Here is a 13,644-nt window from a genome sequence, read left to right as displayed (position 1 = left end):
ACCTTTTGAGACAAGGGGTGAACCTGGCCAGCAAACGGGAGCCTTTCCCCACGACAGATTGTTATTTTTCACACGGAGCCCTGGTTCGTTCTATGTCCGCTACCCTTTCCCCCCTACACAAAAAACACGCGCTCAAGCCGCTGGTGTATGCCTTGATTCTGGCCTCCTGGGCCGGGCAGACACAGGCTCAAAGCGTGGGCAGCGCCCCACCCTCTTCCCGTCAGGACGAGAGCCAGGAAGACACGGACCGAGCCACTCGCCTGGACACCATTACCGTCGTGCGTGAAACCCGCGATGAGGCGGGTAAAACCGATGTATTTGAGAAAGACGTCTCCAATGTGTACGCCGGCAAGGAAGAAATCGAGCTGTACAAGGGCAGCTCCGTGGGGGATTTGTTCAAGGGCCTGAACGGTGTGTATGCGGGCGACTCGCGCAATAGCGGCGCGCTGGACCCGAACATTCGCGGTATCCAGGGTGAAGGCCGCATTCCACTGACGATTGACGGCACGGAACAGGCAACATCGGTCTGGCTGGGACCGGCGGGGGTCGCCAACCGCAACTATGTTGATCCCAATATGATCAGCAGCATTCTGGTGGAAAAAGGCGTGTCGGCGACGTCGGGCGCCAGCGGGATTGGCGGATCGGTGCAGATCCGCACGCTGCAGGTGGAAGATATTGTCAAACCGGGCGAGACCTTCGGGATTGAGTTGAAGGCGGAGACAGCGACGAATTCAACCAAACCGAATGAGCGGGCTTTTGGGATTTTCGGAAAGGACTATCGCGATATTCCGGGGGCGGTCTTTGATAGAGGAGGCCTCAACAGCGTTGTTCTACCTGAGTACATTTCTGCAGACCGTATGCCGAAAGTCGGGAATAGCGGCAAGAACTTCAACTTTGAAGATCACTCCTATCGTCTGGCCATCGCCACGCAACAAGAACATTTTGACCTGTTGGCCGCCTACAGCTACCGCAGTCGCGGCAACTATTACAGCGGTAAAAAGGGTAGCGAGAAGTACGAGAACGACACTTGGCAAGAGGACGCAAATAGCGACTACAACCCGTCGTACTCCTTCCCCAGAGTGAGCTACATCGCCAAGTACTACCGTCCTGGTGAAGAAGTTCTGAACACATCCAGCGAACTGGAAACCACGCTGCTGAAAGGCACGTTGCGCCTACCTCATGATCAAGCCATTGATATGAGCTACATGCGCAGCAACCATACCTTTGGCGAAAACGTGCCATGGAACGTGGTCTGGGCCATCCACGCCCTGGATGGCTATGGCGAAAAAAATATCCTCCAAACCGAAAACCCGTATAGCAAGGTCAAACAAGACACCTGGAACCTGAACTACTCCTGGAATCCCGAAGGCAGTCGTTTCATCAACTTGAAGGCCGGAGCCTGGATTACCCAAAGCGATAGTGAGCGTCATCAGAATGGCGACGTCATTTATGGGATTCAAGGCCAAGGTCTTAATTACGGACGCGATGGTGACTGGGACAACTACACAAATTGCCATGTCCTGGGCACAAACGGCTCTGAATGCGCTTGGGTACCGCCTACCGCCCCAGAAAAGCTGCCCAATACAGACGGACGTTTCAACATCATCCCCAGAGCCTTGCAAATTACCGACCATAGGCGTAGCGGGCTGAACCTTAGCAACGCCATGACTTTGCACCCAACTCTGGATCTGAGCTTATCGGCTGATTTCACACGAGAAAAGCTCAAGCAGCATGACGCGTCGGAGAAGCTCGAGCACCTGAATGAATTGACCTGGGGCGTGAACCACATGGGGCCTCGCTCGGGGACACGTCAGCAATGGAATTTTGGTTTTAACTTCGACTGGCGGCCTGTGGACTGGCTGCAGGTGAATGCTGGTGCACGCTATAGCGACTACTGGTCGTACGACGACAAGCTGGCCGAAATGCGTAGTCAGCAGCATAAAAACTGGGCAATTCAGCCTGCTCTGAAAGGCTATAACTACCAGGTTCAGCGCTTAATGAGCAACCAAGAAGTTGCTGATTACGAAGGCCAAATCATTGAAAGAGAACTCCCCCTGTACAAGCAATATGAAGAAGACTGGCAGTTCATTTCCGATTTAGATCCGAGCATGCTGGAGGCCGTTTTCGGGCATACAAGCAAAAAATCATTTGAAGAAATACTAGGCGATTCATTTCATAAAGGAAAAATTAACGGCTATCGCTATACCGAAGAAACGGTTTTTGTTCCCTCTGGCGAAAGTCACAAAGGTTTTACTGCCAATAACCCCTTTACCAATGGCGAAATTGACTCAACAGAGCAAGTCACCGATGCGCAGGGACAAAAAGGCACAGTAGACAAATACATTGCCTCGATAAGCAATCGCAAACCTGTTTACCAAGACGAATCTGAAATACCCAACAAATGGGAAGAACCTAAAAAACAAAAAGACCATGCTTGGGTTCCTCACATCGGGCTGACAGCCTTCATTACAGACGATATTCGTCTTTATGCCCGTTACAACGAATTTGTACGCTTTCCAAGCCTGTTTGAATCCTCCATGGCATTGGCTGGCGGCAGCAAGCGCTCGACCGGGGCAGCTACTCGTCCTGAACATGCCTACAACTGGGAAATCGGCTATGTCCACAATCTGAGCAGCTACTTCCCAAGCCTGGAATATGCAGACGTCAAGATCAATTACTTCAACAACCGGATCAAAGACTATATAGACCGGGACTGGGACTTCAATACCGTGCAGTTTGCCGAGAAGAAAATGTCCGGTATTGAACTGCAAGCTCGCGTGGATAGCGGTAAATACTTTGCGAACTTTGGCGGCACATACCGCTTGAAGCAACAGCTCTGCGACGCCGACTACGCCCAGACGTTTATGCCCATCCCTGGAGCCGCAGGAAGCGACAACATTCCTGCCTGCGTTGATGGAGGCTTCCCTCGCACCTTTGCCAGAACCAGTCTGCAACCGCAGTACTCCCTGAATCTGGATGTCGGTGCACGCCTGCTGGAAAAGAAACTACTGCTCGGAGCACGTGCGGTGTATCACAGCGCTGCGAAAAACAAAGATGAAGGCCATTTTGGTGGCCTTGGCTGGGCATTTAACAGAACGAACTACTGGAACCCCATTTTGGTGTTCGATGCCTACGCCAGCTATCAGGTACAGAAAAACCTGAATGTGGACGTGGCAATCAGCAATCTAACTAATCAGTACTACCTGGACCCTATGGCCCGCACCTCTATGCCGGCCCCTGGACGGACAGTGCGTGTCGGTATGACAGCACGTTTTTAAGTTAATCGGTTTTTTTGGTCGTTTTCGTAAAAACGCCCTTTTTCTTCACTTAATGGAGTTCGTAATGAAAGCAAGTCTGAATGTACAAAAACTGGCTATTGTTTCGGCTTTCCTGCTGGCCTCCGCCAGCAGCTTCGCTGCCCCCGTCGCTGGTGGTTCCTCGAAAGCATTTGTAGTGGCTAATAAAGAGTCCACAATGATGGCTCAAGGCGAAGCTGGTATCTCCATGCCAGGTACTGACCCATATGACGCCACCAAACAATCGGGTGTGGTGAGCTTCAAAAGCGGTCCTCTTTGGCAAACCAATCAAGTGCTGGGTGGTGCTGATGGCAACGGATATATTCAAATGCCCTTGGGAACAAACATTGCTGAAACATGGCGCCATACCATCACCAGCGGTGTAGGAACAGGCACTCAAATTTACGCCTATCGCCAACTGAACAATCCTCTGCCGGGCTACCCCCACTTCGGTGGCGAAGTAGTTGCCAAGGTTTCCGGCCAGGAAGTGTATTTTGGTGAGTGGGCTCCCCGCATAGCCGGCACACCTCCAGCAAGCAGCACGGATCTGAACCTGAGCCATGCTGACCGCACGGTGTTCTACACTGGCGAAAACCCAACTACAGCCATGCCTAACCTGGTCAATGCCAAGTACGATGTTGTAGGCGTCAACCAGTACAACCCTGGCACTCAAGCAGGTATCTCCAAAGGCACCCTGACCGCCAACTACGGTGGTGGTACAGGTACCCTGGCTGGTCTGGTTGGTACTGTTTTGTTTAATGGCACAACCATTGCTTCCGATGGCTCTTTCGCTAAAAACTTTAGCGGTAGTACAGCCAAAATTGAGGGCCAATTCTACGGCGCAGCCGCTGACGCCTTGGCAGGTATTTACTACAACCCAGCCAACGGTGCCAATGACATGGCCTTCGGCGGTGCAAAACAGTAATCCGCCTCTGACAACACCCTAGTGTTGCCATAAGAAAAGGGGGATCGACAAGCTCGATCCCCTTTCTCTCCGGACCCTGCGTCCATCTCCCCTTTTTCTTGCAAGGTTTTCATTCATGCATGGGCGAGCCCTTCCCCTTTTGTGCCTGCTGCTGGCCATGGCATCCAGCGCGGTGCAAGCCAACGACGACGATACGCGCCGACTTTTGAATCAAATCGACCGCAATCTGAACGAACGCGAACGCTCCCATTTAGTGGAAGAAACCCCGCCCGATGGGGACCCCTCGGCCCTGATCACCATCAACGGCACAACCTATAGCGTCGATGCCACGCTGACCGATCTGGAACCGGCCATTTATGTCGCCATCAATCTGCAACAGTGGGCCAAGGTGGATCAGTTTGTAGAAAAGTATCAGGAGCTGCCCGGCCACAACCCTGCCCTGGTGCTGATGGCTCAAGGGATGGTGGCCCGTAGCAAGGACAATCACAGCCTGGCGATCAGCAAGCTGCGCCAGGCTCAGGAAAGCGATCCCACTATGATGCGCGCCAAGCTGGAGCTGGCACGCCTGCTGTTCGAGGACTATCAATCCAGCGAAGCCAAGGAACTGTTCAGCCAGATTTCCTCTGCCGGTATTCCGGATGAAGTGCGACCCGTGATCGAAGGCTTTCAGGGTGCCCTGCAAGACCGCAATGCCTGGCACGGTTCAGCCTCGATTGGACTGGGCTACAACAGCAATATCAACAAAGAAAACGGCCAGGAAGACACCTTCTTTACCTGCTATTTCTTTGGGTGCTTTCCGTCAGTGCGCAAGATGCCGGACCCGGTCAAATCCACGGCCATGGTCTACGACCTGACCTTGAACCGGCGTTTCCAGCTAAGCGGCAACCACAATCTGCTTCTGCGCGGCCTGAGCTACGGCAATCTGTACGACAAGCACAAGGAAGCCAAGCCCAAGAACATTTATTACAGCGACAACACCAGCATTATTTACGCGGGCTACAACTATCAGGACGCTAAAAACGATCTGTCGATTACGCCCTTGTTCGAGAACAATTACACCAACCGTCGCACCAGCTATCAGTCCTGGGGCGGGCGCGTGGACTGGAAGCACAATCTTAGCGACAGGCTGCAAGTGGGCATGAATGCCCAGCACAAGAGCCTGTCCTACAAAGGCGATTTACGGCAGTACTTTGAAGGCGTCAAAGAAAACCAGATAGGCTTGTACGGCTCGTATCTGATCGATGCAAAAACCGTGGTCTACGGGGGCCTGAATTACACCCGTAATCTGCAGTCTCAGCAAACCGCACAAAGCCGCAGCTATATGGCAAACCTGGGAATTTACAGGGCCTTTGATGCAGGCTTGAACATCAACGCCACGGCACTGTACCGGCAGACTCGTCACGATGCCCAAGACTTGTTCCTGGGTGGGCTGCGCAAGGACCGGCAACAGATTTATATCCTGAACGTGGGCATGCCACGCTTTGCGTTCCAAGGCATTACGCCCAATCTGTATCTGAAGCACACCTTCAACAACAGCAATATCGACTGGGCCTTCAAATACAAGCAAACCGAAGTCGCGCTGAAGCTGGAAAAGCGTTTTTAAGCAGGGACTTCTTCGACCTTGGCAACTGATCTGGTGCAGTCCCGTTTTAGCATCAAGCGCCTGAAGCGACAGGTATCTTTTTTAGTGACAGGGGGCGTCGTGTCACTGTTGAGAGAAGCGTTTCCAATGAGCTATCGGGGTTCTGTGGCAGGTCTCCAGGCCCAGCCACAGCTTGTAGATCAGCGCCTTTCTCGGATGCTGATCCAAGAAGCAGGACGATAGGGTCTTGTTCTCCCGATCAAATACCAAACAAGCATGAGACTATGACGAACATGCAGGGCAAACCACCCTGCTGTTGATTTGTCTGCCTGCTCGGAACGCGCTTGGGCGCCCCCAGCCCGGACAAAAAAAACCACAAAAATTGCCAAGTGAAAGCCCGGTTGATCATCAGTCGGGATATAGTCGAACAATCGATTTTCCTTAGCAGACAGAACACGTATCCCTTGGAGTCTTCACCCATGCTTGGCCAAGAAAAAGAAACTCGCTCTGATACCAGCCCTCAAGATAGCGCCTTTCTGGAAGAAAAAGCCTTCCGCGCCCGTACTGTGCTGGTCTTTGGCACCATCACGGATAAGCTCGCCTCGGAAACCGTGCGCAAGCTGCTGGCGCTGGATGCCGAATCCACCGCCCCCATCACCATGATCGTGTCCTCGCCCGGTGGTCACCTGGAATCGGGCGACGCCATCCACGATGTGGTGCGTTTTATTTCCTCGCCCGTCACCATGGTCGGTACCGGTTGGGTTGGCAGTGCTGCCACCCACCTGTTCCTGGGCGCGGCCCGCGAGCGCCGCGTGTGCCTGCCTCAAACCCGTTTTCTGATTCACCAACCCAGCGGTGGCGCCGGTGGTCAGGCCAGCGATATGGCCATTCAAGCCCAGGAAATCATGAAAGCGCGCGAACGTATCGCTCAAGTGATTGCCCGTGAAACCGGCCAACCTATCGAGCGTGTGCGCGACGATATCGAGCGCGACAAATGGATGAGTGCCGAGGAAGCCATAGAATATGGCCTGATCTCACGCATCATTGAACGCCGTGACGAACTGCTGCCTGCCAACAAATAATCTGCGCCTCAGAGCCCCCTCATGCTGACCATTCTTGGCAGAGAATCCTCCATCAATGTGCGTAAAGTCATGTGGACCTGCGCGGAGCTAAGTCTGGAGTTTGAGCGGCAGGATTGGGGCCTCGGTTTCAAGGACGTCAACACGGACGAATTCCTTGCGCTGAACCCTAACGCAAAGATCCCCGTCCTGCTGGATGGGGATCGCGTGCTGTGGGAGTCCCATACCATTGTGCGTTATCTGGCCAATCGCCAAGCGCCCACCGACTTGTATCCACAAGATGCCTGGCAACGGGCCAAGGTAGATCAATGGATAGACTGGCAGGCGTGTGAGCTGAACCCATCCTGGTCCTATGCGTTTATGAGCCTGGTACGGCAGTCACCTCAACACCAGGATGCGGGGCAGGTCCAGGCATCGTTATCGGCCTGGGCACAGATGATGTCCATTCTGGATAAACAGTTGGCTCAAACCCAAGCCTATGCAGCCGGACCGGCGTTCAGCCTGGCCGATATTATTCTGGGCCTGTCCATTCACCGCTGGCTGAATACGCCGTTTGATCGCCCGAAACTGCAGGCGGCCGAAGACTACTACCACCGCTTGGCCTCACGGCCTGCGTTTCTAGAACAATGTGCCGGTTTTCCCTAAGCGCTGCTTTGTCTTAGCTAAGCCAAGCCGCCCCCTGTGTTCGCGGCTTTTTTTACGTGTGATTGACGCTCGGGGCCACTTGACGCCCTTTTAACAAACTAGAGACGTAGACATGGACGAAACCATACGAGTGGGCTGCGGTGCAGTCATTATGCAAAACGAAAAAATCCTGCTGCTCAAGCGCGTACGTGAGCCGGAAGCCGAGCACTGGGGCATCCCTGGCGGCAAAGTGGATTGGCTGGAAACCCTGGAGCAAGCCGTCAAACGCGAAATTATGGAAGAAGTGGGGTTGCGTTTGGATAGCCTGGAGCTGCTGGTCAATGTGAACCAAATTGATGCCAACAAAGGAGAGCACTGGGTTGCGCCTGTCTATTGGGTGACATCTTTCACCGGCCAAGCGGTGGTGCAGGAGCCAGAAAAGCACAGCGGCATGGACTGGTTTGCATTGGACCAACTGCCAGGGCCTTTGACGGTGGCGACCCAACTAGCCGTCGCCGCTATTAAACAGCGTAAAGAGTGAAACACTTAAAGTTTGGCGCCAGATAACTGACAAACACCTCATCTGTCGGCCACCTCTTTTGTAATATACTTTTCCGCATGCGCGCCCTGGGTCCCCATTTCGTTTTTCGCGAAATCCGAGTCTGGCAATTTCTGTTTTGCCTGGCTCTGCTAGCCTACGTCTGTCGCGCCATCGTCCCAGCAGGCTATATGCCTAGCCACTCTGCACAAGATAATGGCTTTGCCATTACCTTCTGTACTGCGGGCAATTCAGCCAATACGCTCTGGATTGATCTGATCGGCCAGGATGGTCAAGCGGATTCCGATACACATCAAAACCAGCAGGATTGTCCCTTTGGTATCGCGGCGTCCCCCGCCTTGTTGCCGACCTTGGATGCGCCTGTCCTGATCAGCCTGATTACATATCGGCCGGTTTTGTTGGCCGAGAGCAATCAAACCCGGCCCCCGCTACCTGCACAAGGCCCGCCTTTAGGTTCACGCGCCCCGCCCTTACTCCTCGCTTGATAGGTCCCCGTCCTTTGACGGTCTCTTTTTTCTTATCTAGCCGAGGTTTTCAATGTCGATTTCTTCTATGTCTTCCCGTGCCATTCTGGGCATGGCTGCTGTGCTGTTCGCCTCTTGCGCTGTTGCACACGTTTCCCTGCAAACCAAGCAAGCCCCGGTGGGCAGCAGCTACAAGGCTGTTCTGTCCGTGCCGCATGGCTGCAAAGGCTCTGCCACCACCAAAATCCGTGTCCGTATTCCTGAAGGCGTGGTCGGCGTCAAACCACAACCCAAAGCAGGCTGGACGCTGGAAACCGTAAAAGGTGACTACAAGCAGGCCTATACGCGTTGGGGTGCCAAAGTCAGCTCCGGTGTTCAGGAAGTGGTCTGGGCTGGCGGCCCTTTGCAGGACGAGCACTATGACGAGTTCGTGTTCATCAGCTACTTAGGCGATGAGCTCAAACCCAATAGCACGCTCTACTTCCCGGTTGTGCAGGAATGCGAGCAAGGCGTGGAGCGCTGGATTGATCAAGCGGCACCGGACACCCAGAAAGCGGCTGACCATTCCGACGCCCCTGCTCCCGCGCTGCAACTGTTGCCCAAACCGTAGACACCCAGGCGGCGGCTGCCCTTGGACATCCGCCTAAAGGAGATCTTATGCAAACCCAGTCCCTGCATAGGCAGGCATGCTGCCACCCATTGCTTGTGCTGCTGATCGCCTTGCTTTTGCTGGCCTGGGTGCCAGCTCTGCATGCTCATGCGTCCTTGGTGGCCAGCAAGCCCGATAGCGGCACAATACTGGCCCAGTCGCCCAGAACCGCCAGCCTAAGTTTCAATGAGTCCGTCTCCCCCTTGCTGATGACCTTGATTCGTCCCGACGGTTCCTCCGAAGAACTGGGGGACGTTTTGATGCAAGACCAGCGGCTGGAACTGGCCTTGCCGCCCATGGAGACCGAGGGTACTTATGGACTGAGCTGGCGAGTCATCTCTGCCGACGGCCATCCCGTCGGCGGAACACTGACATTTGCCATTGGAACGCCCAGCGCAAACCTGATGGACAGCACCCGCAGCAATCCCGTCAGAAACGGCCTGATCTGGCTGGCTCGACTCTTGGGCTATCTAGGTCTGTTTACAGGGATAGGCTGGGTGGTCTATCGGGCGCTGACCTCAACATCAAACCAGACCTCAGCCCAGCAAAGTCGTCTCGCACCGCGCATGCTGGCTTTAGGTGCCATAGCCTTATTGCTAAACCTGGGTTTGGTCGGTGTCGATGCGCTGGACTTGCCGCTGTCCGCCTTGTTCGGCACGACGGCCTGGAAAACGGCTGTATCGACCTCGATGGGCGTGGCCGTGCTGCTGGGCTGGGTCGCCCTGGCCTGTGCCGCCCTTTCCTGGCAGGCAAGGAGTCCCACTAGCCAGAAATGGCTGGCCGCCTTAGCGCTGACTCTTTTGGGGGCTTCTCTGGCTTCCAGCGGTCATGCCAGCACGGCAGATCCCGCCTGCTTGTCCCGGCTCAGTGTCTGGCTGCATGTTGTGGCGCTGACATTGTGGATGGGTTCTTTCCTGCCTTTGGCCTACGCGCTTGAACAGGCTCAGGAATCCCGCTTGCTGACCCTGTTCTCGCGCTGGATTCCCGCCATCCTGCTGGTCCTGATCCTGAGCGGAGCCGCACTGATCTACGTGCAATTCGATCAGCTCGCCTCGCTATGGGAAAGCCGATATGGGCAAGTGCTCAGTGCCAAGCTGATTCTGGTTCTGCTCTTGCTGGCTCTGGGAGCCTACAACCGCTATCGCCTGACCCAAGCCGTCTTGCAGCAGCGTAGCAATGCTCGGCAAGCTCTGCGGCGTGTGGTTCGTCTGGAGTATGTGCTGGTGGTGCTGATCTTGGCCGTGGCCGCCTTGTGGCGCTTTACCCCACCTCCGCGCGCCTTGGCCCAGCTCGTCTCCCCCACCATTTCCAGTCATATCCATACTGAAGCAGTAAGGGCGGACCTGTTGTACATTCCGGCCACCGCCCAGCGCCCGGCCATTCTAACCGTCTCTTTATACGAGCCCGATTTCAGTCCCTTGAAGGCTCAAGAGGTGGAGGTCATTTTCAGCAACCCGCAGGCTGGAGTGGAATCCATTACCTTTCCGGCGAAACTCACGCGACAGGATCAATGGGAGGTGAGTAATGTCGAGCTGCCGCATCTGGCCAGCTGGGATATTCGTATTCAGGTGCTGATTTCAGACTTTGAACGCATACACCTGGATAGCACGCTGGATTTGCAAGCCAACTAAATCGCACACAAAAACAGGCCGCATCACACGGCCTGTGGTCCCTCTTTTGATCTGACTTCCTCTTTCTGGCAGCCATGCCGCCCGCAATTTAACGGGCCAGCAAACGGCTGGCTTCAAGCCGTGCCTCGCCCTCATCCACAACAAAACTGAATTGCAGGCCCAACACCCGGCCCAAGGTTTGCTGCGCCAAGCGTGCGGCGGCAGGGATGGTCCGCCCCTTGCTGATCACCACCATGCCAGCGCACAACGCCTTCAAACGCGGCTTGTTCTGCTTGAAAAACAGGGCACGTTGCTTGCGATCTTCATGGCTTTCTTCATGAGCAGGATCTTCACCGCCCATTCTGTCAGTCAGCAAGACAAAGCGTTGGCCCCGATTCAACAAGGCCTCTAATTGATCCTGCGCCTGTTGCGGTGTTTGCTGCGGGCTGTGTTCTCTTAAAAACACCAATGGAAACTGCGTGTCATCGACTTGCATAAGCGGCTCCTTGCCATCAATAAAGACAGCCACTATCAAAGCGGCGCACGCCTAAATAGGGGATGCCTCCAAAGGCACGCACCAAGCCGCCGGATAAATACAAGCAGGCGGTATCGCACAGCCAATACGGACGAACCGTTGCGCCTTCACCTCTCATCACAGCCTGGACTCCACAAAATCACGCAATTGAGGGTCCCGAATCTCCAAGGCATCAAACAAGCCCAAGGCTTTCAAGGCTGGCAAGGCCGCCACAATATCGTTCAAGGCACGCTGACGTTGCGCATCACTGACACCAGGCTGGCGCAACGTCGCTGCATTGGCCAGAAAGGCGCCAACCGTGCCTTTGCGAATAGTGGTGCCAGCAATCTGAACTTCGCTGGCGTGATCGGGAAGAATGTCATGTGCTTGCATGTATCGCTCCTTTGTTCATCAAGGCTTTCAGTGTAAGCACAAAGGTTTTGGCAGATGTACACTGTATCGGTCAATGAATAACAAAATTACGCCATGCCTGAACGAAAAATAGGTCTGCATGATTTTCTGAACTTCCCCGAGCATCCTGTGCTGTTCGCCGTCACCGGTAATCACGACTCGGAGCTATCCTCGCGCCCCCATCAGCACGCTCGCGGGCAGTTGTTCGGTTCTCTGCGCGGCTTGCTTTCCGTCGGGGTGGAAGACGCCGTTTGGGTGGTGCCCGCTATCCATGCCGTCTGGTTGCCGCCGCATGTCCTGCACTCGGGCCAATCGCACGGCCCTTATCATGGCTGGAGCGTTTATATAGACGAAGCGGCCTGCGCCGACCTGCCCGCCCACGCCTGCACCTTGCGTACCTCGGGCCTGTTGCGTGAAGCCGTGCTGCGCGCCTGCTCCTGGGAGTTAATTCCCGCTGCCCCCTTGCCCCAAGAACAAGCGCATATTGCCTCCGTTATCCTGGATGAAATCCGTACCCTGCCCGTCGAGCCTTTTGGGCTGCCGCTCCCCCGGGACCCGCGCTTGCAACGCATTGCTCGCGCCCTGATTGCCGACCCCAGCAACAACCAGGGCATGGAGCACTGGGCGAGCTGGGCAGCGGTCAGTCTGCGTACCTTAAGCCGCCGTTTCGTGACAGAAACCGGCTTTAACTTCACCGCCTGGCGGCAACGTGCCCGCCTGATGCGCTCCCTGGAAATGCTGGCGGCCGGTGTTCCAGTAGCCACCATTGCCTATGATCTGGGTTATTCCAGCCCCAGCGCCTTTATCAGCCTGTTTCGGCGCAGCTTTGGGCATACCCCGGCCAATTACCGTCACCAACTTTCAACCTAGCCCCTTCTGCGCTGTACGACGCATCGGAAATGTCATAAAGTGATTGAACGAAAACCAAAACATCACTTTTAGACATAGGACAGCCGGTATGGAAATGCGCCAATTACGGATTTTTTGTGCGGTTGCCGAGCATGGCAGCTTTACGGCCGCTGCCCAGAAGGTACACACCGTGCAATCCAATGTCACCATGCGCGTCAAAGAGCTGGAGGCAGAGCTGGAACAGCAATTGTTCATACGCCAGAAAAGCGGCGTGGTGCTAACTGCGGCTGGCCATACTTTTCTGGACTACGCCCGCCGTATCTTGCAACTGACCGACGAAAGCCGTGCGGCCCTGCAAGACACGGGCACGCCCAGCGGTCTGCTGCGCCTGGGTTCCATGGAAACCACGGCTGCCATCCGCCTGCCCCAGGTTCTGATCCAATACCGCGAGCGCTACCCCCAGGTTCAGTTGTCCTTACAAACCGGCACCACGGCAGAGCTGATTAAAGCCATCGAGACCCACCAGCTAGATGGTGCTTTTGTCGGTGGTTTTCATCAAAACCCGGCCCTGATTCAAGAAGAGGTGTTTGAGGAAGAGCTGGTGCTGGTCAGCAGCAAGACGGTGGAATCCTTGTCTGCCCTGATCGAAACAATCCCCCAACAAACGGTTCTGGTCTTTAGAACCGGCTGCTTTTACCGCTCTACGCTGGAACACTGGTTTTACCAGGCCGGGCTGGTGCCCAACCAGATCATGGAAATGGGGACGCTGGACGGTATTCTGTCCTGCGTGGCCTCGGGCATGGGCATTACCTTGCTGCCCAAAGCCATCGCCCAGAACAGCAGCTTGCGCTTGCCCGTGCAATGCCACGAGCTGCCGCCTGAGCTTGCGCGGGTGAAAACCGTGTTTATCCGTCGTGCCGATACCAATCCTGGCTCGGCCCTGCGCAGCTTTGTGGCCCTGGCTCAAGCGCAGTTCGCCCAATTGCCCAAGCCAGATCAAGGCCATGCCGAACTGTCTGATCTCACTGAGCAACCTGTGGATCTGTTCAACAGCGTCGCACAGACCTTGCCACAGTAAGCCA

The 13,644-nt window shown here is 55.1% G+C and carries 13 protein-coding genes; 11 read left to right on the top strand and 2 right to left on the bottom strand.

Annotated features, from left to right (window positions below; translation table 11 throughout):
* The first annotated feature begins 92 nt into the window (after positions 1-92).
* The 9 genes from AB7E06_RS10940 to AB7E06_RS10900 all read left to right on the top strand — a co-directional run bounded on the left by AB7E06_RS10940 (position 93) and on the right by AB7E06_RS10900 (position 10,809).
* Positions 93-3,278, top strand: a complete 3,186-nt coding sequence (locus AB7E06_RS10940) for a TonB-dependent receptor domain-containing protein (protein ID WP_108727368.1) — start codon at positions 93-95, stop codon at positions 3,276-3,278.
* 64 nt (positions 3,279-3,342) lie between these two features.
* A complete protein-coding gene (locus tag AB7E06_RS10935; RefSeq protein WP_094196484.1) occupies positions 3,343-4,221 on the top strand; it encodes a Slam-dependent surface lipoprotein in 879 nt (292 codons plus the stop codon).
* Positions 4,222-4,336: 115 nt separating this feature from the next.
* On the top strand, positions 4,337-5,824 hold the full coding sequence (locus tag AB7E06_RS10930; protein WP_125277848.1) for a surface lipoprotein assembly modifier: 1,488 nt from the start codon (positions 4,337-4,339) through the stop codon (positions 5,822-5,824).
* Positions 5,825-6,282: 458 nt separating this feature from the next.
* Complete coding sequence (locus AB7E06_RS10925) at positions 6,283-6,885, top strand: ATP-dependent Clp protease proteolytic subunit (RefSeq protein WP_094196482.1); 603 nt, start codon at positions 6,283-6,285, stop codon at positions 6,883-6,885.
* A 21-nt stretch (positions 6,886-6,906) separates the two neighbouring features.
* The gene (locus tag AB7E06_RS10920; protein WP_125277849.1) at positions 6,907-7,527 is read left to right on the top strand and encodes a glutathione S-transferase family protein; all 621 of its coding nucleotides are present in this window, start codon (positions 6,907-6,909) and stop codon (positions 7,525-7,527) included.
* Positions 7,528-7,639: 112 nt separating this feature from the next.
* Positions 7,640-8,047 carry an NUDIX hydrolase gene (locus tag AB7E06_RS10915; protein WP_125277850.1) on the top strand — a complete coding sequence of 136 codons (408 nt, stop codon included), beginning with the start codon at positions 7,640-7,642 and terminating at the stop codon, positions 8,045-8,047.
* A 77-nt stretch (positions 8,048-8,124) separates the two neighbouring features.
* Entirely contained in the window at positions 8,125-8,550 is a 426-nt protein-coding gene (locus AB7E06_RS10910) for a DUF2946 family protein (protein WP_108727364.1), read from the top strand.
* A 52-nt stretch (positions 8,551-8,602) separates the two neighbouring features.
* A complete protein-coding gene (locus AB7E06_RS10905) occupies positions 8,603-9,139 on the top strand; it encodes a YcnI family protein (protein WP_108727363.1) in 537 nt (178 codons plus the stop codon).
* A 47-nt stretch (positions 9,140-9,186) separates the two neighbouring features.
* Complete coding sequence (locus tag AB7E06_RS10900; RefSeq protein ID WP_125277851.1) at positions 9,187-10,809, top strand: copper resistance CopC/CopD family protein; 1,623 nt, start codon at positions 9,187-9,189, stop codon at positions 10,807-10,809.
* 88 nt (positions 10,810-10,897) lie between these two features.
* Here the strand turns inward: AB7E06_RS10900 and AB7E06_RS10895 are convergent, their stop codons facing one another.
* Positions 10,898-11,284 (bottom strand): hypothetical protein, encoded by a 387-nt coding sequence (locus tag AB7E06_RS10895; protein WP_108727361.1) that lies wholly within the window; start codon positions 11,282-11,284, stop codon positions 10,898-10,900.
* 156 nt (positions 11,285-11,440) lie between these two features.
* Entirely contained in the window at positions 11,441-11,695 is a 255-nt protein-coding gene (locus AB7E06_RS10890) for a hypothetical protein (protein WP_094196473.1), read from the bottom strand.
* Positions 11,696-11,788: 93 nt separating this feature from the next.
* Here AB7E06_RS10890 and AB7E06_RS10885 point away from each other — a divergent pair, with 93 nt between their 5' ends.
* Complete coding sequence (locus AB7E06_RS10885; RefSeq protein WP_108727360.1) at positions 11,789-12,583, top strand: AraC family transcriptional regulator; 795 nt, start codon at positions 11,789-11,791, stop codon at positions 12,581-12,583.
* 88 nt (positions 12,584-12,671) lie between these two features.
* Complete coding sequence (locus AB7E06_RS10880) at positions 12,672-13,640, top strand: LysR family transcriptional regulator (RefSeq protein WP_208393614.1); 969 nt, start codon at positions 12,672-12,674, stop codon at positions 13,638-13,640.
* Positions 13,641-13,644 lie beyond the last annotated feature (4 nt).

It is taken from the genome of Alcaligenes sp., from assembly GCF_050255915.1.
Taxonomy (GTDB): domain Bacteria; phylum Pseudomonadota; class Gammaproteobacteria; order Burkholderiales; family Burkholderiaceae_B; genus Alcaligenes; species Alcaligenes aquatilis.
This window is presented reverse-complemented; position numbering and strand designations above follow the sequence as displayed.

Excerpts from the sequence above, each read along its gene's own strand:
- AB7E06_RS10940 (WP_108727368.1), top strand. The coding sequence starts at position 93 with ATGTCCGCTACCCTTTCCCCCCTACACAAAAAACACGCGCTCAAGCCG.
- AB7E06_RS10935 (WP_094196484.1), top strand. The coding sequence starts at position 3,343 with ATGAAAGCAAGTCTGAATGTACAAAAACTGGCTATTGTTTCGGCTTTC.
- AB7E06_RS10930 (WP_125277848.1), top strand. The coding sequence starts at position 4,337 with ATGCATGGGCGAGCCCTTCCCCTTTTGTGCCTGCTGCTGGCCATGGCA.
- AB7E06_RS10925 (WP_094196482.1), top strand. The coding sequence starts at position 6,283 with ATGCTTGGCCAAGAAAAAGAAACTCGCTCTGATACCAGCCCTCAAGAT.
- AB7E06_RS10920 (WP_125277849.1), top strand. The coding sequence starts at position 6,907 with ATGCTGACCATTCTTGGCAGAGAATCCTCCATCAATGTGCGTAAAGTC.
- AB7E06_RS10915 (WP_125277850.1), top strand. The coding sequence starts at position 7,640 with ATGGACGAAACCATACGAGTGGGCTGCGGTGCAGTCATTATGCAAAAC.
- AB7E06_RS10910 (WP_108727364.1), top strand. The coding sequence starts at position 8,125 with ATGCGCGCCCTGGGTCCCCATTTCGTTTTTCGCGAAATCCGAGTCTGG.
- AB7E06_RS10905 (WP_108727363.1), top strand. The coding sequence starts at position 8,603 with ATGTCGATTTCTTCTATGTCTTCCCGTGCCATTCTGGGCATGGCTGCT.
- AB7E06_RS10900 (WP_125277851.1), top strand. The coding sequence starts at position 9,187 with ATGCAAACCCAGTCCCTGCATAGGCAGGCATGCTGCCACCCATTGCTT.
- AB7E06_RS10895 (WP_108727361.1), bottom strand. The coding sequence starts at position 11,284 with ATGCAAGTCGATGACACGCAGTTTCCATTGGTGTTTTTAAGAGAACAC.
- AB7E06_RS10890 (WP_094196473.1), bottom strand. The coding sequence starts at position 11,695 with ATGCAAGCACATGACATTCTTCCCGATCACGCCAGCGAAGTTCAGATT.
- AB7E06_RS10885 (WP_108727360.1), top strand. The coding sequence starts at position 11,789 with ATGCCTGAACGAAAAATAGGTCTGCATGATTTTCTGAACTTCCCCGAG.
- AB7E06_RS10880 (WP_208393614.1), top strand. The coding sequence starts at position 12,672 with ATGGAAATGCGCCAATTACGGATTTTTTGTGCGGTTGCCGAGCATGGC.